Below are 20,397 nucleotides of genomic sequence, written 5' to 3' on the forward strand. Positions count from 1 at the left end.
CGTGTAGATCAATGCAGGTTTCGTCAGAATTCTTATAAGCCATCCGGGGGCAAATGGCGTGCATGCTACCGTAGTGAGTCAGTCGTCTCGAGGTCAATTGAAAGGCTTGGTGACACTGATACGTCCGCGTCAGTGGGGGGGAAATGCTGTTGTCCGTGCTTCTCTGTCGGTCTCTGGGTCTCGTTGCCAATCCGCGGCGCTCCAGCATGCTTTTCTTGCGCTTCTACTCTGTTGCGTCGCCTCATCCCCGGCTCTCGGCATTGCCTTGAGCTTGACGTTTGTTGTCCTTCTGCAAGTCAACCGCGTTCTCCTTCAGGCTGGTCCGCATGCCGGGGCCATCAATGGTCTGCGACCCCATATGGCCGATAGAGTGCTCTGCGAGCGAATTGGCCACGGCGAGAACGAGATCCGGCATTGCCGCTTTGTAGGTGGACGCAGTTGCGAATGCTCTGTGGTGCAACTGACTGACCGGTCAGCGCAACAGGCTCCCTTTTCTGTCAGCAATCAGAGAGAGTGATTCAATGAAAAAGCGACTCTTCGTCACCGGTCTTTCCGGTTTCGTTGGCCAGCATTTGAAGGCTTATCTCGATCGCTCGCCGGAGCTCGGCTGGCGACTGGTGGAGACGGAAAGATTCGACCTGCTGCGGGCGGAGGCGCTCGATGCAGTCGTGGCGGAGGCGCGGCCGGACGCGGTGATTCACCTGGCGGGACAGACCTTCGTGCCGGCGGCCTTTCGTGATCCGGCGGCGACGTTCGAGGTGAATCTGCTCGGTACGCTGAACCTGCTGCAGGCGCTGAAGCGAAGCGGGTTCAACGGTAGTTTCCTGTATGTCAGTTCGGGGGATGTCTACGGCCAGGTCGACGAGCAGTCCTTGCCGATTCGCGAGGAGATGCCGCCTCGCCCACGTAATCCATACGCTGTGAGCAAGGTCGCAGCCGAGTTGCTCTGTCAGCAATGGAGTTATACGGAGGGCTGGCGCATCATGCTGGCACGGCCGTTCAACCATGTGGGGGCGGGGCAGAAGGACAGCTTCGTGCTGGCCAGTGCCGCGCAGCAGGTGGCCCGCATCCGCCTGGGCCTGCAGGCTCCGTGCCTGGAGGTCGGTGATGTGGATGTCACGCGGGATTTCCTGGATGTGGAAGATGTGGTGAACGCGTACTTCCACATTCTGGATAAAGGAACTGGCGGGGAGATATACAACGTCTGCTCCGGGCAGGAGCGCAGCATTCGCGAGCTTATTCTGCAATTGGCGGAATTGGCTGGCGTCGACCTGGAGCTGGTCCAGGATCCCGCACGAATGAGGCGTGCGGAGCAACGTCGAGTCTGCGGCAGTCACGCCAAGCTGCGGAACGCGACGGGTTGGAAACCGAACATAACGATAAAACAAACCCTGACGACGATGCTGTCCGACTGGGAATCACGGGTATCGCAACAATGATAAAAAATGCATTGATTACTGGGGTGACGGGCCAGGATGGTGCCTATCTCGCCAAACTGCTGCTGGAAAAGGGATATCGCGTATCTGGTCTGGTGGCTCGGCGCAGTTCCGACACACGCTGGCGCCTTCGTGAACTGGGTATCGAATCCGAACTGACGTACCTGGATGGCGACCTGGCCGATGCTTCGTCCATCCAGCGCGCGGTGATCAAGGCCAAGCCCGATGAGGTCTACAACCTCGGTGCGCAGAGTTTCGTCGGCAGCTCCTGGGACCAGCCCATCACCACGGGCATCGTCGATGGCCTCGGGGTTACCCATCTGCTCGAGGCGATTCGCCAGTTCAGCCCGCACACGCGCTTCTACCAGGCCTCCACCAGCGAGATGTTCGGCCTGATCCAGGCGGAGCGGCAGGATGAGAACACTCCCTTCTATCCGCGCAGCCCTTATGGGGTCGCCAAGCTCTACGGCCACTGGATCACCGTGAATTACCGCGAGAGCTTCGGCTTGCATGCCTCCAGCGGCATCCTGTTCAACCACGAGTCGCCGCTGCGCGGCATCGAGTTCGTGACCCGCAAGGTCACTGACGCCGTGGCCCGGATCAAGCTCGGCAAGCAGCGCGAACTGCGCCTGGGCAACATCGACGCCAAGCGTGACTGGGGCTTTGCCGGTGATTACGTCGAGGCGATGTGGCTGATGTTGCAGCAGCAGAAGCCAGACGATTATGTGGTGGCCACCGGGGTGACCACCACCGTGCGCGAAATGTGCCGTATCGCCTTCGAGCATGTGGAGCTGAACTACCAGGACCATGTCATCATCGATCCGGCGTTCTTCCGTCCTGCCGAGGTCGATGTATTGCTGGGCAATCCCGGCAAGGCCGAGCGCGTGCTGGGGTGGAGCCCGAAGACCAGCCTGGAGTCGCTGATCCACATGATGCTGGATGCCGACCTGCGTCGCGTCGCCAAGGAGTAACGGCCATGCTGGTTCCCGTGATTCTTTCCGGCGGCGCCGGAACGCGTCTGTGGCCGGTATCCCGCGAGGGGCAGCCAAAGCCCTTCATGCTTCTGCCGGATGGCCAGACGCTGTTGCACAAGACCTATCGTCGCGCGGCTGGCTTGCTGGCTGGCGGCGGTGAGATCGTCACGGTGACCAACCGTGATTACTACTTCCAGAGCAAGGATCATTTCCAGGCCGCCAAGCTGGCCCAGCGCGGCCATTTCGTGCTGGAGCCCTGCGGGCGCAATACCGCGCCGGCGATCGCCATGGCGGCGCTGGCCATCCGCGATCGGCTGGGTGACGAGGCGACGCTGGTGGTGATGCCGGCGGATCACCTGATCCGCGATGTCGAGGCCTTCGCTCGGGCGGTCGAGCACGCCCAGGCGCTGGCCGCCAGCGGCCATCTGGTGACCTTCGGCGTGGTTCCGAGCGCGCCTGAGACCGGCTTCGGCTACATCGAAATGGGCGATGAGCTGGATGATCGGCAAGGCGCCAAGGTTCTGCGTTTCGTGGAAAAGCCGGATCTGGAAACCGCCCGGCGCTTCCTCGACAGCGGCAAGTTCCTCTGGAACTCCGGGATGTTCTGCTTCACCGTCGGCACCCTGCTCAGTGAGCTCGAGCGGCATGCGCCGGAGCTGTTCGCCTGCGCCCTGGCCTGCCATGCCGCCAGCCCCACCGACGAGGCGGGTAGCGTGTTGCAGCAGGAACTCAGTAGCGAGCATTTCGCCGCTTTCCCGGACATTTCCATCGACTATGCGTTGATGGAGCGCTCCGAGCGGGTAGCGGTCATTCCCGCCGCTTTCGATTGGAGCGACATCGGCTCCTGGAATGCCTTGAGCGCCCTGGTCGAGCCGGATGCACAGAACAACCGCGCCGCGGCCGACGCGGTCTTCGTCGATACGCAGAATACCTATGTGCAGAGCGAGAGCCGGCTGATTGCCACGGTCGGGGTTTCCGACCTGATCGTGATCGACACCGCCGACGCCATCCTGGTCTCCCACGCCGACCGGGCGCAGGACGTGCGCAAAGTGGTCAAGCAGCTGAAGGATAGCGAGCACGAGGCCTATCGCCTGCATCGCACCGTCAGCCGTCCCTGGGGAACCTACACGGTGCTGGAGGAGGGGCCGCGCTTCAAGATCAAGCGCATCGTGGTCAAGCCGGGTGCCTCCCTGTCCCTGCAGATGCACCACCATCGCAGCGAGCACTGGATCGTGGTGCGCGGCATGGCCAAGGTCACCAATGGCGATGGCGTACGCTTGGTGAACAGCAACGAGTCGACCTATATCGCTGCCGGGCACAAACATCGCCTGGAGAATCCGGGGGTCATCGATCTGGTGATGATCGAAGTGCAGAGCGGCGAGTATCTGGGAGAGGACGATATCGTCCGCTTCGAGGACCAGTACGGCAGGGCCCTTTGATGTTGCTGAGGATGTTCAAGGGTGCGTGGCAGTACCGCGGCTTCATCGTTGGTAGCGTACGCAGGGAGTTCGAGTCGCGTTACCGCGGCTCGATTCTGGGTGCGGCCTGGACCGTGCTCAATCCACTGGCGATGATCCTGGTGTACACGGTGATCTTCTCCGAAGTGATGCGTGCCCGCTTGCCCGGCGTGGACGACAAGCTGGCGTACAGCGTGTTCCTCTGCTCCGGCCTGCTCACCTGGGGGCTGTTCGCTGAGGTGGTTTCCCGCAGCCTGACGATGTTTCTGGACAATGCGAATCTGCTGAAGAAGCTCAATTTCCCGCGCATCTGCTTGCCGTTGGTGAGCGTCAGCAATGCGCTGCTGAACTTCATGATCATCTTTGCGCTGTTCTGCGGATTCCTGGTGATCAGCGGGCGTCTGCCGGGCATCGCGCTCCTGGCTTTCCCGGCCCTGCTGTTCCTCCAGTTGACCTTCGCCGCCGGGCTGGGGATGTTGCTCGGGCTGCTCAATGTTTTCTTCCGCGATGTCGGGCAGATGTTCGGGATCGTCCTGCAGTTCTGGTTCTGGTTCACCCCCATCGTCTACCCGCTGAGCATTCTGCCGGAACCGATTCGCCGGCTGGTCCAGCTCAATCCGCTTACCGCCCTGATCCAGTCTTACCAGGACCTGTTTCTCTTTGGGCGCTGGCCGGAGTGGTTGCATCTGTTGCCCCTGGTGCTCATCGCGGCCGTGGTGTGTGGTCTGGCGCTGCTGCTGTTTCGCAGTCGCTCGGGTGAAATGGTGGATGAACTCTGATGGGACACATTCGAATTCACCAGCTCGGCAAGGCCTACCGGCAGTACCCGTCGCGTTGGGCGCGTTTGCGTGAATGGCTGACGCCCGGCGGCCAGCCAAGGCATCAGCAGAAGTGGGTGCTGCAGGGGATCGAGCTGGACATCCAGCCAGGCGAAGCGGTCGGGATAGTCGGCTCCAACGGCGCCGGCAAGAGTACCCTGCTGAAAATCATCACCGGGACCACCATGCCCACCTGCGGTAGCTGCAGCGTCGGTGGCCAGGTATCGGCGTTGCTGGAACTGGGCATGGGCTTCCACCCGGAATTCACTGGTCGGCAGAACGTTTTCATGGCCTCGCAGCTCTTGGGCCTGCAGCGCTATGAGATCGAAGCCTTGATGCCGTCGATCGAGGCGTTCGCGGAAATAGGCGACGCCATCGACCAGCCCGTGCGCACTTACTCCAGCGGCATGCAGATGCGCCTGGCGTTCAGCGTGGCGACGGCCCGCCGCCCCGATGTCCTGATCGTCGACGAAGCTCTCTCGGTGGGGGATGCCTACTTCCAGCACAAGAGCTTCGAGCGCATTCGTAGCTTCCGCCGGGATGGCACCACGCTGCTGATCGTTTCCCATGATCGCTTCGCCATCCAGTCGATCTGCGATCGAGCCGTGCTTCTGGAGTTCGGCCAAGTCGCCATGCAGGGCGACCCGGAAATGGTCATGGACTACTACCACGCGCGCATGGGCGACGGTCTCAACCAGTTGGTGCGGCAGGAGATGCTGGCCAACGGCAAGACCCGCACCATCTCCGGCACCGGCGAAGTCGAAGTCGATTCCGTTCGACTGCTGGACGCCCACGGCGAGCCCACCGAGGTGGTCGAAGTGGGGCATGACGTGGTGCTCGAAGTAGCCGTCAGCGTGAACAAGGACATCGACCGATTGGTGCTGGGGTTCATGCTCAAGGACCGCCTTGGCCAAGCCATGTACGGCATCAACTCCCATCGCCTGAAGCAGGAGCTCAGGGACCTCAAGGTCGGCGAGCGGATCCTCTACCGCTATGCCTTCCCCATGCGCCTGGGCCAGGGCAACTATTCGGTCTCGCTGAGCCTGTCGAAGCTCGATTCGCACCTGGACGGCAACTATGAATGGCGCGACTGCGCGATGATCTTCCATGTGGTCAACAGCACCCGGGAGAACTTCATCGGCTACTCCTGGCTGGGCGCCGAGCTGACCGTCGACCGCGGTCTTCGGTCTGGGGAACAGGAACTGATGCGGAGTCTTTCGTGACGCGCCTACTCGTCGAGTGCACCTATGTCTTCGAGCACCCCGATGTGAACTCGGGGATTCAGCGGGTCGTCCGTAACGTCATCCGTCACCTCGGCGAGGTCAGCTCGGACGCCGAATGCATCCCGGTGGTCTTTGCCCGTGGGCAAATGCACCGGGTGTTGCATCTCGCGCCCTTGTCCGGCAAGTCATTGCCCTGGCACAGCCGGATGCGCATCGCCCTGGAGCAACTGCGCAACACCTACTGGATGTGGCACGCGCGCCTCGATCGACGCTGGCCGATGAACCGCTCGCGGAATGCGCGGCGCGTACTCTACGTGCTGTGCAAGCTGGCCAGCCTGGCGATTACCCTGCCGTTGCGCGTTGCCCTCTTCGCGTCACGCAACCATGTGGTGCCGGAGCGCATGAGCCCACTGGAAATCCAGCCGGGAGACCAGTTGCTGTTGCTCGACTCGTCCTGGCATGCCGACTTTTTCCCGGTCGCCGAGCGGCTGAAGGCGCAGGGGGTGGGCATCGTGTCGGTGATCTACGACCTGATTCCCACGACCCACCCGCAGTTCTGCGACGCCGGCTTGGTCCGGGTCTTCGACCACTGGTTCGACTGGATCGCCGAAATGGCCGATGGCTTCATCTGCATTTCCACCACCATTCGCGACCAGGTGCGCGACGAGATCGTCCGCCGTCGCGGCGAGAAGGCTGCCCAGCGCCTCTGGTTCGAGCATTTCTACCTGGGCTCCGAGCTCGACCTGGTGGATCAGACCTCCCGGCTTGACCCGCAGCTTGTGCAAATGTTCGACGCGGGTGCGCCTGTCTACTTGATGGTCAGTACCATCGAGCCGCGCAAGAACCACGGCTACCTGCTGGATGCCTTCGAGCGTCTGTGGGCGCGTGGTTCTGCGGTGCGCCTGTGCATCATCGGTCGGGTGGGCTGGAAGTGCGATGAGCTGATGGCGCGGATTCGCCGGCATCCCGAGTTGAACAAGCGTCTTTTCGTGTTCAACAAGCTCAATGACCGCGGCCTGGAGCATGCCTACGCCAATGCCCGCGCCCTGGTCTTCCCTTCCTTCGTCGAGGGCTTCGGGCTGCCGCTGGTCGAAGCGATGCAGCGCCAGTTGCCGGTCATGGCCAGCGATATCCCGGTGTTCCGCGAGATCGGCGGAGAATTCATGGCCTATTTCGACCTGGCACAGCCGCAGACGCTGGCGGATCTGGTGGAGCGTTTCGAGGCGAGCGGCGCTTTCCCGGCGGCGCGCGACGTTTCCGAGTGGCGCTGGATCGGCTGGCGCGAAGCCAGTCAGCAGTTGATCGACCGCGTGCTGGGCGCGCTGAGGCCGAAGCGTCGGCCTGAGCCCGCGGAGCAGGGGGAGCCGCATGCGGGTTGCACTTAATGCACGCATCCTGCAGGCACCGCGAACCGGGATCGGCCAATACGTCGCGGCCTTGTCCGAGGCGCTGGGGTCGCTCGGGGATATCGAACTCGATTATTTCCATGGTTGGGGCTGGGGAGCCGATCTTCCGCAGGCGGCGTTACCCGGCTATTCGCGCTGGAGCGCTTTGGCCAAGCAGGTACCCGGCGCCTACCGCATTCGTCGTTGGCTGGAACAGGGACGGTTCGAGCGCGGGCTGCGTCGGCGTCGGGTCGATCTGTACCACGAGCCGAGCCTGTGGCCGCTGGACTTCGATGGGCCCATGGTGATGACCCTGCATGACCTGACCCATGTGCGCTACCCCGAAACCCAGCCGCGCGACCGCCTGGCGGAGATCGAGCGGCGCGTCGGCGAGGGCGTGGGGCGGGCCAGCAGAATCCTGACTGACTCACATTTCGTGGCTGACGAGATACGCGCGCACTTTGGTCTGCCGGAGCAGCGGGTGGTGGTCGCCCCCCTGGGTTATGCGCCGCGTTTTCACCCTCGTTCCGCCGAGGCTCTGCGCGACACGCTGGCGCCGTTCGGGCTGGCGGCGGGCGGCTACCTGCTCTGCGTCGGAACCCTGGAGCCGCGCAAGAACCTCGAACTCGCTCTGCGCGCGTACCTGCGGCTTCCGGCTGTGCTGCGCGCTCGTTTTCCGCTGCTGATCGCCGGCATGCCAGGCTGGCGCAGCGAGCAGTTGAATGCCACTCTGGGGCCGGCACTGGCGTCGGGTCAGGTGCGGCTGCTGGGCTACCAGAGCGATCAAGTCCTCGCCGAGTTGCTTGCCGGTGCGCGCCTGCTGCTGTTCCCGTCGCGCTACGAGGGATTCGGGCTGCCGGTACTGGAGGCGATGGCCAGCGGCGTACCGGTAGTGCTCGCGCGTACCTCATCGCTGCCGGAAGTGGCTGGAGAGGCCGGGTGTTTCGTCGCTCCTGACGATGACGAGGCGATGGCCGAGGCCATGCTGCGGCTGCTGGAGGACGACGAGGAGTGGGGCCGCCGCCGGTCGCTGGGGCTGCGCCGGGCCGAAGCGTTCAGTTGGAGCGCCTGTGCGCGAATTACCGCCGATACTTATCGCCAAGCCATGGGGGATTGAATGCGAATTCTGCATTTCTTCAAGACCTACCTGCCCGACTCGGTTGGCGGTATCGAACAAGTCATCAATCAGCTATGCCGCAGTGGCGCTGCGCATGGGATCGACAATCAGGTCCTGACGCTGAGCGCCAACCCCGAGCCTGCGGTGCTGGAAGTCGATGGTCATCGTGTGCACCGCGCTCGCCTCGACCTGCAGATCGCCTCGACGGGGTTTTCCTATAGCGTGCTGGCGCGCTTCCGCGAACTGGCCGCCCAGGCGGATATCATCAACTTTCACTTTCCCTGGCCATTCATGGACCTGGTGCACTTCGCGTCGGGGATCCGCAAGCCAATGGTGGTGACCTACCATTCGGACATCGTGCGGCAGCGCCATTTGCTCAAGCTTTACCAGCCGCTGATGCACCGCTTCCTGGGACGTGCCGATCGCATAGTGGCGGCGTCGCCCAACTACCTCGCCAGCAGCGAAGTGCTGTGTCGCTACAGGTCCAAGACCGAAGTGATTCCCTACGGATTGGACAAGTCGGGCTATCCACAGCCGGGTGATGAGCGGCTGGAACACTGGCGAAGGCAGGTTGGCGATGGCTTCTTCCTGTTCGTCGGGGTGATGCGCTACTACAAGGGGCTACACATCCTGCTGGAGGCTGTCCAGGGGACGGGGCTTCCGGTGGTGGTAGTGGGTGCCGGGCCGCTGGAGCAGCAATTGAAGGCGCAGGCGGCGGCGCTGGGTGTCGAGAGCCATGTCCGCTTCCTCGGGCGTGTCAGCGAGGAGGACAAGGTTGCCTTGCTGCAGTTGAGTCGGGCCATCGTCTTCCCTTCCCACCTGCGCTCAGAGGCCTTCGGCATTTCCTTGCTGGAAGGGGCCATGTACGGCAAGCCGATGATTTCCAGCGAAATTGGCACCGGGACCAGCTACATCAATGCGCACGGGCTGACCGGCCTGGTCGTGCCGCCCAGCGACCCGCAGGCGTTTCGTGAGGCGATGCGTTGGCTCTGGGAGAATCCTGTCGCTGCGACAGCGATGGGCGAGCACGCGGAAGCGCGCTATCGGGAACTGTTCACGGCCGAAGCCATGGGGCGCCGTTGGGCCGACCTATACCGCGAACTGCTGGCCGAGAAGGCCGTATCCATACAGAAAGGCCGCTCAATCTAGCGGCCTTTCACCAGTACAGTTTTTAACTGTCTGTATATCTCTGAACAGTTGCTGTTTTGGCTTAGCGCCAGAACGGCTTGTTCAGTTCTGCGTAGCGCTGGGCTTCGCTGATGCCGGCGTCGGCCAACAGGCGGGAATCCAGGCGGGCCAGTTGGCGACGGCTTTCGAGGCGACGCTGCCACAGGCGCACAGTGCCTACCAGACCACGGTGGGCGGTGGAAGAAGAACGGCTATTGCTGAAGCTGGCGGAACCGAGGGTACGTTCCATGGTGTTTATCCTTCCCGCTTTTGACGGGTAGTCAGTTACTGAAGTTCTTGAGACATATGTTCTGACTTTTTGGTCAATCGAGACAGGTACAGTCGATCTAAATTGCATGGCATCAGGCATCTGTTTTAGTGAACTGTAATGCCGATTTTGGTGCGAACTGTACCGCTGCGCTCCGCTTTGGTGCGCATTCGATGGGTTTGGCGGGGGTTCTTGCGGGGGAAAACGAGGAAACAGCGGTAGGACAGGAACAGTCGAGGCGGGATAAAAAACTGTTCTGAAGTGTTTTTACGTGGTTTTTTTTGGCGTGTCCAGCCTTGCGGGCCATTCTTTGCGAAATGGCCCGCAAGGTGGCTTCCGTCAGCTCGCGGCGAGCATGTGGCCGCGTTCTTCCAGATTGATGTGCCAGCTCAGGGCGTCGCGCAGGATATGCGGGGTGTGGCCGCCATGGGCGCAGGCTTTTTCGAAGTACTGAGTCAGCGCTTCACGGTAGGACGGGTGCACGCAGTTCTCGATGATCACCTTGGCGCGCTCGCGCGGTGCCAGGCCGCGCAGGTCGGCCAGGCCCTGTTCGGTCACCAGGATGTCGACGTCATGCTCGGTGTGATCGACGTGGCTGACCATCGGTACCACGCTGGAGATGTTGCCGCCCTTGGCGATGGACTTGGTGACGAAGATCGCCAGGTGTGCGTTACGGGCGAAGTCGCCGGAACCGCCGATGCCGTTCATCATCTTGGTGCCGCCCACGTGGGTGGAGTTGACGTTACCGTAGATGTCGAATTCCAGCGCGGTGTTGATACCGATGATGCCCAGGCGACGCACTACTTCGGGGTGGTTGGAGATCTCCTGCGGACGCAGCACCAGCTTGTCCTTGTAGCGCTCCAGGTGATCGAAGACGTCGGCGTTGCGGCGGGTCGACAGGGTGATGGAGCTACCCGAGGCGAAACGCAGTTTGCCGGCATCGATCAGGTCGAAGGTCGAGTCCTGCAGCACTTCGGAGTACATGGTCAGGTCTTCGAACGGCGACTCGATCAGGCCGCACATCACCGCGTTGGCGATACTGCCGATGCCCGCTTGCAGCGGCGCCAGGTTCTTGGCCATGCGGCCGGCGTCCACTTCGCGCTTGAAGAAGGCGATCAGGTGGTCGGCGATCGCTTGGGTCTCGTCGTCCGGCGGCAGCACGGTGGACGGCGAATCCGGCTGGTTGTTGACGACGATGGCAACGATCTTTTCCGGCGGAATCGGGATCGCGGTGCTGCCGATGCGGTCGTCGACCTTGGTCAACGGGATCGGCGTGCGGGTCGGCCGGTAGGTCGGGATGTAGATGTCGTGCAGGCCTTCCAGGTTGGTGTGGTGGGCCAGGTTGATCTCGACGATGACCTGCTTGGCGAAGATCGCGAAGCTGGCGGAGTTGCCCACCGAGGTGGTCGGCACGATATGGCCTTGCTCGGTGATGGCGGTGGCTTCGATCACGGCGATGTCGGGCAGCTTGAGCTGGTGGTTGCGCAGTTGCTCCACGGTTTCCGACAGGTGTTGGTCGATGAACATCACCTCGCCGGCGTTGATCGCCTTGCGCAGGGTGCTGTCGACCTGGAAGGGCATGCGCCGGGCCAGCACGCCGGCCTCGGTCAGTTGCTTGTCAAGGTCGTTGCCGAGGCTGGCGCCGGTCATCAGGCTGATCTTCAGCGGATGCTTCTTGGCGAGACGCGCCAGTGCTTCCGGCACGGCCTTGGCTTCGCCCGCGCGGGTGAAGCCGCTCATGCCGACGGTCATGCCGTCCTGGATCAAGGCCGCAGCCTGGTCCGCAGTCATCACCTTGTCCAACAGGGAGGGCAGACGCACACGATCACGGTACATGGAAAAACCTCAGGCAGTAGAGAAGTGCGAGGCGGCCAGTCTATGGGTTCGGCAGTTTTTCGCCTTTATACCAAGGTCGCAAAACCACCTCCGTCTCAGCTTAGTTACTACCAAAGTCCAGCGTGCGTTGCTTTGTCGGAAAGCAAGACACCGGCACGAGGCCGGTGTCTTTTCAGGTGGCGTCTCAAGCGCCGCGGTCGGCGCGTGGGTACGCTTACTCGACCGCCTTGACCATGTCTTCGATGACTTTCTTGGCGTCGCCGAAGACCATCATGGTCTTGTCCAGGTAGAACAGTTCGTTGTCCAGGCCGGCATAGCCACTGGCCATGGAGCGCTTGTTGACGATCACGGTGCGCGCTTTGTACGCCTCGAGGATCGGCATGCCGGCGATCGGCGACTTCGGATCGTTCTTCGCTGCCGGGTTGACCACGTCGTTGGCGCCGAGCACCAGGACCACGTCGGTCTGGCCGAACTCGGAGTTGATGTCCTCCATCTCGAACACCTGCTCGTAAGGCACTTCGGCCTCGGCCAGCAGTACGTTCATGTGGCCCGGCATGCGCCCGGCGACCGGGTGGATGGCGAACTTCACGGTGACGCCGCGGTGGGTCAGCTTTTCCGCCAGTTCCATCAGCGCGTGCTGGGCGCGGGCCACCGCCAGGCCGTAGCCGGGGACGATGATCACGCTGTCGGCGTTGGTCAGCAGGAAGGAGGCGTCATCGGCCGAGCCGGACTTCACCGCGCGCTGTTCCGTCGAGCCGCTCGCCGCACCGGCATCCGCATCGGCGCCGAAGCCACCGAGGATGACGTTGAAGAAGGAGCGGTTCATCGCCTTGCACATGATGTAGGAGAGGATCGCGCCCGAGGAGCCTACCAGGGAGCCGGCGATGATCAGCATCGAGTTGTTCAGCGAGAAGCCGATACCCGCCGCGGCCCAGCCGGAGTAGGAGTTCAGCATCGACACCACCACCGGCATGTCGGCGCCGCCGATGGGGATGATGATCAGCACGCCGAGGACGAAGGCCAGGGCCAGCATCATGGCGAAGGCGCCGATGTTGCCGGTGAACATGAACAGCAGGCCGAGGCCCAGGGTCGCCAGGCCGATCACCAGGTTGAGCAGGTGCTGGCCGGCGAACTGTACCGGTGCGCCCTGGAACAGGCGGAACTTGTACTTGCCGGACAGTTTGCCGAAGGCGATCACCGAACCGGAGAAGGTGATGGCGCCGATGGCCGCGCCGAGGAACAGCTCCAGGCGGTTGCCGGTGGGAATGGTGTCGCCCAGATGTTCGACGATGCCCAGCGATTGCGGTTCGACCACTGCGGCGATGGCGATGAACACGGCGGCCAGGCCGATCATGCTGTGCATGAAGGCGACCAGCTCGGGCATCTTGGTCATTTCCACGCGCTTGGCCATGATCGAGCCAGCGGTGCCGCCGACCAGCAGGCCGACGATGACGTAGCCGATGCCGGCGGTGGCGATTTCCGCGCCCAGCTTGAACACCAGGGCCACGGTGGTGAACACGGCGATGGCCATGCCGATCATGCCGAACAGGTTGCCGCGCCGCGAGGTCGTCGGGTGCGACAGGCCTTTGAGGGCCTGGATGAAGCAGACCGAGGCGATGAGGTAGAGGAGGGTGACGAGGTTCATGCTCATGTCAGTGCTTCTCCGCCGGCGCTTTCGGCGCTTTCTTCTTGAACATTTCCAGCATGCGGCGGGTGACCAGGAAGCCACCGAAGACATTCACCGCCGCCAGGGCCACGGCCAGGGTGCCCATGATCTTGCCCAACGGGGTGATGGTCAGGGCGGCGGCCAGCATGGCGCCGACGATGACGATCGCCGAGATGGCGTTGGTCACCGCCATCAGCGGGGTGTGCAGGGCAGGGGTGACGTTCCATACCACGTGGTAGCCGACGTACACGGCCAGCACGAAGATGATCAGGTTGTAGATCCCGTGGGAGATCAGCATTTCTTCCATCGTCTTTCACCGGTCTTGAGGCCGGGCCGAGGCCCGGCGCGTTCTTCTTTATAAGAGGTGCTTGGCGACAGTCCGCCGTGGCATCAACCGTTCTTGCGGACCACCTGGCCGTCGCGGCACATCAGGCAGGCGGCGACGATGTCGTCTTCCAGGTTGACCTTGAAGCCTTCGGCACTCAGGGTCAGCTTGAGGAAGTCGAGCAGGTTGCGCGCATACAGCGCCGAAGCGTCCGCCGGAACCAGGGCGGCCAGGTTGCTGTGGCCGACGATGGTCACGCCATGCTTGACCACCACCTTCTCGGCTTCGGTCAGCGGGCAGTTGCCGCCCTGTGCCGCGGCCAGGTCGATGACCACCGAGCCCGGCTTCATTTCCTGCACCGTGGCTTCGTGCAGCAGGGTCGGGGCCTTGCGGCCGGGGATCAGCGCGGTGGTGATGACGATGTCGGCCTGCTTGGCGCGCTCGTGCACGGCCTTGGCCTGGCGCTCCATCCACGACGCCGGCATCGGCCGGGCATAGCCGCCGACGCCTTGGGCGCACTCGCGCTCTTCATCGGTCTCGTACGGTACGTCGACGAACTTGGCGCCGAGCGACTCGATCTGCTCCTTCACCGCCGGGCGCACGTCGGAGGCCTCGATCACCGCACCCAGGCGCTTGGCCGTGGCGATGGCCTGCAGGCCGGCGACGCCGGCGCCGAGGATCAGCACGCGGGCGGCCTTCACGGTGCCGGCGGCGGTCATCAGCATGGGCATGAAGCGCGGGTAGTGATTGGCGGCGAGCATCACGGCCTTGTAGCCGGCGATGTTGGCCTGGGAGGAGAGCACGTCCAGGCTCTGCGCACGCGAGGTGCGTGGCGCGGCCTCAAGGGCGAAGGCGGTGATGCCGCGCTCGGCCATGCGGACGATGTTCTCGTTGTTGAACGGGTTGAGCATGCCGATCAGCACCGCGCCGGCCTTCATCTGGGCCAGTTCGGCTTCGCTGGGGGCGACCACCTTCAGCACCAGGTCGGCGCCGAAGGCTTCGGCGGCGCTGCCGATACGGGCGCCGGCGGCCTCATAGGCGCTGTCCGGCTGGCAGGCGTTGACGCCGGCACCGCTCTGGACGATCACCTGATGGCCTTGGCCGATCAGCTTCTTGACGGTTTCCGCGGTGGCGGCAACCCGCGTTTCACCGGCATGGGTCTCAAGGGGAACACCGATCTGCACTCACAAATCTCCTGCGTGATCGTTGAGTAATCCGGCGCTGCATGGGCGGCCGGGATGTCGAACTGGCAGCGGATGTCTCGATCCAGCGGATACGGAACCCGATGGGCTGCGGCATTGTGCAATCGAACCACGGGGTCGGCAAGGAGTTCTGAAGTGAGACTAATCAATAACTACAAGTCACGTTCGGACCGATAATTCCGCGTCTGTGGTGCAGGCCGCGTCAGCCCTGGGCTTTAGCCTAATTGCCTATTGTGACCGGGGGAAAACGCTATCCCTGACGTGAATGACGGCTCATCAAAACCCCCCGAGACCCGGTGAGAGGCCCGTCAATCCTGCCGCAGGCGCAGGTATAGGTGTTAATTAATGTTTTTAATATGGAGTATGAGTCAATCCTGATGGCTGGATTTCTGTAGCAGATTTTTTACGTTGACTACGGAGTCAGCTTTTCCGCTGGAGCGCCCCTGTTACGGCTGTTTTCAGAGACTTGTCTCGCAACGGGAGCTTTCTGCCGAATGCGGCAGCAGCATGCCAATCAGCGACCAGTGATTGAAAAAATGAACGGAATGGGGAGCCCGTGACGCATTGAAAAAGACGGGTGAATGATCGGACTTTGCATCCGGCGATGTCTGCGGCGGGGCTTGGCGGGCTTGGCTGGGTGTCCCTGCGGCTCATTGCCGCGGAGTAATCCGCTCCAGCAGCTGGGTAATCCCGGCGCTGTATTGGGTTTCGTCCATGAGCGAGCTGGTCTGTGGAATCAGGTAGCACAGCTTGGCGTGCGGCCCCGTAGCGAGGCGCTGGAAGCCGGCCTTGGGCGCGAGCCGGCTGAGCGTGTCCCAGGGCAGTTGGATGGATTTGCCCGCCGGCGTTCGCAGGGTCAGCGTGGCATCGCCGATATGCAGCCGATAGTCACCCGCAAGACGCCGCAATGTCTGTTCCAGCCCCCAGCCGTGGATGCGTGCGAGACGGTCGAGCCGTCGCGGAGCGGCTGCCTGGGCGCGCCGCTGGGCAAGTCGAATCAGTGGGGGCAGCAGGCGCTTGCCCAGCCAGCGCCGCCAGAACAGCAGGTAGAGCGCGGTGACGATGGCCGCGGCCAGGGCGAACTCCAGCGGCCGTGCGTCCAGGTAGCACCAGGCGCCCGCCAGCCCGATGAGCAGTGGCGCGGGGCTGAGCAGGAAGCGCTGGCCGGCCTGCTGCAAACGTTGTTGGTAGTCCTGCAGGCGCTGCTCATCACGCAGCCGGCGCTCGGCGATCAGGGTTTGCTTGAGCGCGTCCAGCTGCGCCCTGTCGATGCGATAGCGAACATCCATTTCCGCCAGTATCCGTGGTTGCTCAGTTGCCGCTCTGGCTCAGTACCGCTGGCAACTGCGCGGCCAGCTTGGCGTTGTTCAGCGGCGCGCGGATGAAACCGTGCTGCGTGCCGTCCGGGCCGACGATCACCAGGTTGCCGCTGTGGTCGACCGTGTAGTTGGGCTTGCTGGTGTCCGCCGGGATGTAGGGGATGCTCATCGCGTTGGCCAGCTTCTGGATGTTTTCGTCGCTGCCCACCAGGCCTTGGAAGCCGGCGTTGAAGAAGCCCAGGTATTCCTTCAGGCGCGCCGGCGTGTCGCGGTGCGGGTCGACGCTGACGAAGATCACCTGCAGTTGCTTGCTCACCTCCGGCGGCAGCTTGCCCTGCAGCTCGCGCAGTTGCGCCAGGGTGGTCGGGCAGACGTCCGGGCAGAAGGTGTAGCCGAAGAACAGCAGGCTCCAGCGGCCTTTCAGGTTGGCCGTATCGAAGGCCTTGCCGTCCTGGTCCTGGAACTGCAGCGAGGGCACGCTGCGGGTCTGCGGCAGCAGCACGATGCCGGCGTCGAGCATGACCGTCGGATCGAGGCGGTGCTGCTGGTTGATGACCTTGTGCACGGTGAGGCCGAGGATCAGCGCCACGATGGCGGCCAGGATGAGGACAGTCTTGTTGACTCGGGACATGCGTTTCTCGTGGGTCGGGAGCGGTCGGAATCGTTCGTCGGCAACCTGTCGCAGGGCACATGACGCCTGTGGCGTGACGAGCCCTGCGGAATGCTGCCCATGACGCTTCAGAGTGGCAGGTTCAGCGGCAGGTAGTGGTCGACCAGCAGGGCGATGAACAGCAGGAACAGGTAGGCGATAGAGTACTTGAAGGTGCCGATGGCCGCATGGGGTCGGCTGTCGCGGTACAGCGCCCAGGCCCAGTCGAGGAAGCGCGCGCCGAGGGCCAGGGCGGCGAGCAGGTAGACCAGGCCGCTCATGTGGATGGCGAAGGGCATCAGGCTCACGGCGAACAGCACCAGGCTGTAGAACAGGATGTGCAGTTTTGTGTAGCGCTCGCCATGGGTCACCGGGAGCATTGGGATGTCGGCCTTGGCGTACTCATCCTTGCGGTGCAGACACAGGGCCCAGAAGTGCGGCGGCGTCCAGGCGAAGATGATCAGCACCAGCAGCAGCGGTTCGGCGGACAGGTGTCCGGTCACCGCGACCCAGCCGAGCAGCGGCGGCGCGGCGCCGGCGAGGCCGCCGATAACGATGTTCTGCGGCGTGGCGCGCTTGAGGAAGCCGGTGTAGAGCGCTGCGTAGCCGAGCAGCGAGGCCAGGGTCAGCCAGGCTGTCAGCGGGTTAGTGAAGGTCAGCAGTAGGCTCATCCCGGCCACGGCCAGGAGCAGGGCGAAGCCCAGCGCCGTGCCGGGTGACAGGCGGCCTTCGACCAGGGGCCGGCGATGGGTGCGCGCCATGATCGAGTCGATGCGCCTGTCCACCACGTGATTCACCGCCGCGGCGGCGCCGGCGCACAGGCCGATGCCGAGGTTGCCGAACAGCAGCACTTGCCAGGGCACGCCGCTGCGGGTGGCGAGCAGCATGCCGATCAGCGAGGTGATCAGCATCAGCAGGACCACCTTGGGCTTGGTCAGCTCCAGATAGTCGCGCCAGCCGGGTTGGCTTCGGGTGCTGCTGAGTACACTGGCCATGCTCGTTTCTCCGTCGATTCGTGGGTGCACCGCGCCAGGGCGGGCGTTCAACCTTGCGAGGGGTAGGCGACCGGGCGCTGCACCGCCGGCAATCGCCGCGAGCGGCCGAGGCGGGCGCTGCTGGCGGCCGTCACCGGGGCGCGCAGGCGGTAGTTGACCAGCACCAGGGTCAGCAGCAGGCAGGCACCGCCGAGGTTGTGCGTCACCGCGATCGGCAGCGGCAGGTGCAGCAGTACGTTGCTGATGCCCAGGCCGATCTGCACCGCCAGGGCCAGCAGCATCAGCGCGGTCAGGCGGATCATGCCGACCCGTTGCAGGCGCCAGGCGAGCAGCAGCACGACGCTGCCGACGCAGAGCGCGCCGATGCGGTGGGTCAGGTGGATGGCGGTCCGTGCTTCACTGTCGAGCTGGCCGCCGAGGTAGTTCGGGCCGATGTGCTGGCTCAGGTGAAAGCCGTTGCTGAAGTCCATCGCTGGCCACCACTGGCCATGGCAGGTGGGCAGGTCGATGCAGGCGACCGCCGCGTAGTTGCTGCTGACCCAGCCGCCCAGGGCGATCTGCCCGATCACCAGGAGCAGGGCCACGCCGGCCAGGAGGCGCAGCGAGACGGGCAGGCTGCGCGCGGGGAAGGCGCCGGACAGGCGCAGGCTGAGCAGGAACAGCAGCGACAGGGTGGTGAAGCCGCCGAGCAGGTGCGCGGTGACCACTTGCGGCCAGAGTTTGAGGGTCACCGTCCACATGCCGAAGGCGGCCTGCGCCAGCACCACGCCAAGCAGCAGCAGCGGCAGCCGCAACGGCTGGCCATCGCGGCCACGGCGGCGCAGGGCGTGCACGGCCAGGCCGACGATGAGCAGGGCCAGGCTGCCGGCGAAGTAGCGGTGGATCATTTCGTTCCAGCCCTTTTGCGCTTCCAGCGGCGCGTCCGGGAAGCGCGCCTCGGCGTGGGCCACCTGGGCCTCGTTGCTGGGCACGTGGATGAAGCCGTAGCAGCCTGGCCAGTCCGGGCAGCCGAGGCCGGCGTGGGTCAGCCGTGTGTAGGCGCCGAGCATCACCACAAGCAGGGCCAGGACAGTGGCCAGGGCGGCGATGTAGAAGCCGGGTTTGCGCGCGTTGGATCTCATTCACTGCCCCCGTTCTTGTTCTCTTTCTGGGCCCGGCGGGTGCCAGCCGCCCTTTGTTCCCGGGTCGCGTCAGCCGATGTGCGACAGCTTCAGCAGCAATTGCAGGTCGCCGAGGATCGCCTTGCCGTCGCTGCCGGCGGCATAGCGCAGCACCAGGTTGCCATGCGGGTCGACGATCCACAGGTGGGGCGCGGCGCCCTGCGGCAGCGCCTGGCCTTGGGCGGCCGGGTCGAGGCCGTAGCGCTTCAGGCGCGGGTAGTCCTTGTCCAGTTGCGCCTGGAACTCCGCCGGCAGCGCCTGGGCGGCGGCCAGGGCGTGCTCGGCGCGGTTGGCATCGCGGTTCAGGCCGATGTTGATCTGCCGGGCCAGGTAGACCAGCTTCTGGCAATCGGCGGCGCAGGCGCCGGGCGCGGTCACCAGCAGTTGCCAGCGCTCGCTCGGGGTGTCCAGGCGCACGCCGAGGTCGGCCGGTGTCTGGCCGTCGCCGATGAGTTCGCCGTGGTAGCTGCGGCTGTCCGGCACCCAGAAGCGGAACTTATACATGCCGGTGGCCAGCAGCATGGGGCCGAACACCACGGCAAGGATCAGGATCAGTTGCAGGCGCCCGCGGTTGCGGCGGCGCGCCCGGCTGTCATCGAGGGTCAGGCTGGGGTTCATGGCGAGCGTTCTCCCGTGCGCGACGGATTCCGAGGTAGAGGTAGAGGCCGAGCAGCGCGCCGGACATGGCGAACCACTGCACGGCATAACCGGTGTGTCGCTCGGGCGAGACGGCGACCACCGGCCAGTTGCTGTCGAACGCGGCATCGCCGGGTTCCAGGCGCAGCTCCAGGGGCAGGCCGTCACGCCCGACCGCGCTCCAGATGGCCGCCGGCTCGACCCGGGTGATCAGTTTCGGCCAGCCCTGGCTTGGCTTGTCGCTCAGTTGCAGACCGCCCGCAGGCGCGACATAGACCCAGGCGTCGAGCAGCAGGTCCTGCGCCGGGGTGGCGATCGCTGGCGGCTGGCGGCGATTGGTCCAGGCGACCCAGCCGCGGTTGACCAGCAGCCAGAGGCCGCTGGCGTTGTCATGGAAGGGTTGCAGCACCTCGACACCGGCCACGCCGTCGCGGGTGCGGTTGTCCAGCAGCAGGCTGTGCTCGGCGTCGAAGCGACCCTGCAGGCGCACCCGCACATAGGCCGGATCGTCGCGCAGGGCGTCGAGCTGGGCGGCGGGGATGGGGGTGGCCTCGCGGCGTGCGTCGGCCGTGGCCAGCATGGCGCGTTTCTCGCTGGCGCGCGCGAGTTGCCAGCAGCCCAGGGCAACCAGCAGCGGCAGCAGCGCCAGGACCACCAGGGTCGGCGCCAGGCCGGGCCGGAAGGCTGCCGCTAGGCCGCGCGGGGCGCGGTCGCCAATGGCGTGCTGGCTATACTGCAAGGTACCCCCTCGATTCGGAGCCCTG

The 20,397-nt window shown here is 64.2% G+C and carries 20 protein-coding genes; 8 read left to right on the forward strand and 12 right to left on the reverse strand.

Translation table 11 applies throughout. The annotated features are described in order from the left end of the window. Positions 1 to 241: 241 nt before the first annotated feature. Positions 242 to 415, reverse strand: a complete 174-nt coding sequence (locus tag BLQ74_RS27485) for a hypothetical protein (protein ID WP_170842860.1) — start codon at positions 413 to 415, stop codon at positions 242 to 244. 106 nt (positions 416 to 521) lie between these two features. On the opposite strand from BLQ74_RS27485, the gene BLQ74_RS23475 reads away from it, so the two are divergent. The 8 genes from BLQ74_RS23475 to BLQ74_RS23510 are packed head-to-tail and all read left to right on the forward strand — an operon-like array spanning position 522 to position 9,559. After that, positions 522 to 1,439, forward strand: a complete 918-nt coding sequence (locus BLQ74_RS23475; protein WP_090267379.1) for a GDP-mannose 4,6-dehydratase — start codon at positions 522 to 524, stop codon at positions 1,437 to 1,439. After that, positions 1,436 to 2,407 carry a GDP-mannose 4,6-dehydratase gene (gene gmd / locus BLQ74_RS23480; protein WP_090267382.1) on the forward strand — a complete coding sequence of 324 codons (972 nt, stop codon included), beginning with the start codon at positions 1,436 to 1,438 and terminating at the stop codon, positions 2,405 to 2,407. The genes BLQ74_RS23475 and gmd overlap by 4 nt, the downstream gene beginning before the upstream one ends. Before the next feature lie 5 nt (positions 2,408 to 2,412). Then, positions 2,413 to 3,849, forward strand: coding sequence for a mannose-1-phosphate guanylyltransferase/mannose-6-phosphate isomerase (locus tag BLQ74_RS23485; protein ID WP_090267385.1), 1,437 nt, complete (start codon positions 2,413 to 2,415; stop codon positions 3,847 to 3,849). Further along, entirely contained in the window at positions 3,849 to 4,646 is a 798-nt protein-coding gene (locus tag BLQ74_RS23490; RefSeq protein WP_090267388.1) for an ABC transporter permease, read from the forward strand. The genes BLQ74_RS23485 and BLQ74_RS23490 overlap by 1 nt, the downstream gene beginning before the upstream one ends. Beyond that, positions 4,646 to 5,908 carry an ABC transporter ATP-binding protein gene (locus BLQ74_RS23495; RefSeq protein WP_090267389.1) on the forward strand — a complete coding sequence of 421 codons (1,263 nt, stop codon included), beginning with the start codon at positions 4,646 to 4,648 and terminating at the stop codon, positions 5,906 to 5,908. Before BLQ74_RS23490 ends, BLQ74_RS23495 begins: the two co-directional genes overlap by 1 nt. Continuing rightward, positions 5,905 to 7,293, forward strand: a complete 1,389-nt coding sequence (locus tag BLQ74_RS23500; protein ID WP_090267391.1) for a glycosyltransferase family 4 protein — start codon at positions 5,905 to 5,907, stop codon at positions 7,291 to 7,293. Before BLQ74_RS23495 ends, BLQ74_RS23500 begins: the two co-directional genes overlap by 4 nt. Next, on the forward strand, positions 7,277 to 8,410 hold the full coding sequence (locus BLQ74_RS23505; protein WP_090267394.1) for a glycosyltransferase family 4 protein: 1,134 nt from the start codon (positions 7,277 to 7,279) through the stop codon (positions 8,408 to 8,410). The genes BLQ74_RS23500 and BLQ74_RS23505 overlap by 17 nt, the downstream gene beginning before the upstream one ends. After that, on the forward strand, positions 8,411 to 9,559 hold the full coding sequence (locus tag BLQ74_RS23510) for a glycosyltransferase family 4 protein (RefSeq protein WP_090267397.1): 1,149 nt from the start codon (positions 8,411 to 8,413) through the stop codon (positions 9,557 to 9,559). Between the two features lie 61 nt (positions 9,560 to 9,620). Here BLQ74_RS23510 and BLQ74_RS23515 read toward each other — a convergent pair whose 3' ends face one another. From BLQ74_RS23515 to BLQ74_RS23565, 11 genes are all read right to left on the reverse strand, one after another. Continuing rightward, entirely contained in the window at positions 9,621 to 9,827 is a 207-nt protein-coding gene (locus tag BLQ74_RS23515; protein WP_090267400.1) for a DUF1127 domain-containing protein, read from the reverse strand. 357 nt (positions 9,828 to 10,184) lie between these two features. Next, positions 10,185 to 11,681: a succinyl-CoA:acetate CoA-transferase ScpC gene (locus BLQ74_RS23520; protein WP_090267402.1), complete on the reverse strand. Its 1,497-nt coding sequence runs from the start codon at positions 11,679 to 11,681 to the stop codon at positions 10,185 to 10,187. 214 nt (positions 11,682 to 11,895) lie between these two features. Next, positions 11,896 to 13,332, reverse strand: coding sequence for an NAD(P)(+) transhydrogenase (Re/Si-specific) subunit beta (locus BLQ74_RS23525; protein ID WP_090267405.1), 1,437 nt, complete (start codon positions 13,330 to 13,332; stop codon positions 11,896 to 11,898). A gap of 1 nt (position 13,333) precedes the next feature. After that, complete coding sequence (locus BLQ74_RS23530; protein WP_090267408.1) at positions 13,334 to 13,654, reverse strand: NAD(P) transhydrogenase subunit alpha part 2; 321 nt, start codon at positions 13,652 to 13,654, stop codon at positions 13,334 to 13,336. An 83-nt stretch (positions 13,655 to 13,737) separates the two neighbouring features. Next, on the reverse strand, positions 13,738 to 14,856 hold the full coding sequence (locus BLQ74_RS23535) for a Re/Si-specific NAD(P)(+) transhydrogenase subunit alpha (protein WP_090267409.1): 1,119 nt from the start codon (positions 14,854 to 14,856) through the stop codon (positions 13,738 to 13,740). Positions 14,857 to 15,524: 668 nt separating this feature from the next. Further along, positions 15,525 to 16,163 (reverse strand): hypothetical protein, encoded by a 639-nt coding sequence (locus BLQ74_RS23540; protein WP_090267412.1) that lies wholly within the window; start codon positions 16,161 to 16,163, stop codon positions 15,525 to 15,527. 22 nt (positions 16,164 to 16,185) lie between these two features. Then, a complete protein-coding gene (locus tag BLQ74_RS23545) occupies positions 16,186 to 16,824 on the reverse strand; it encodes an SCO family protein (protein ID WP_090267415.1) in 639 nt (212 codons plus the stop codon). A gap of 107 nt (positions 16,825 to 16,931) precedes the next feature. Further along, positions 16,932 to 17,837 carry a heme o synthase gene (gene cyoE, locus BLQ74_RS23550; protein ID WP_090267418.1) on the reverse strand — a complete coding sequence of 302 codons (906 nt, stop codon included), beginning with the start codon at positions 17,835 to 17,837 and terminating at the stop codon, positions 16,932 to 16,934. A 47-nt stretch (positions 17,838 to 17,884) separates the two neighbouring features. After that, positions 17,885 to 18,958 carry a COX15/CtaA family protein gene (locus BLQ74_RS23555; protein ID WP_090267421.1) on the reverse strand — a complete coding sequence of 358 codons (1,074 nt, stop codon included), beginning with the start codon at positions 18,956 to 18,958 and terminating at the stop codon, positions 17,885 to 17,887. Between the two features lie 69 nt (positions 18,959 to 19,027). Continuing rightward, complete coding sequence (locus BLQ74_RS23560) at positions 19,028 to 19,615, reverse strand: hypothetical protein (RefSeq protein WP_090267423.1); 588 nt, start codon at positions 19,613 to 19,615, stop codon at positions 19,028 to 19,030. Continuing rightward, positions 19,590 to 20,372 carry an SURF1 family protein gene (locus BLQ74_RS23565; protein WP_090267426.1) on the reverse strand — a complete coding sequence of 261 codons (783 nt, stop codon included), beginning with the start codon at positions 20,370 to 20,372 and terminating at the stop codon, positions 19,590 to 19,592. The genes BLQ74_RS23560 and BLQ74_RS23565 overlap by 26 nt, the downstream gene beginning before the upstream one ends. Positions 20,373 to 20,397: the final 25 nt, after the last annotated feature.

This window comes from Pseudomonas panipatensis (assembly GCF_900099785.1).
GTDB classification, from domain to species: domain Bacteria; phylum Pseudomonadota; class Gammaproteobacteria; order Pseudomonadales; family Pseudomonadaceae; genus Pseudomonas; species Pseudomonas panipatensis.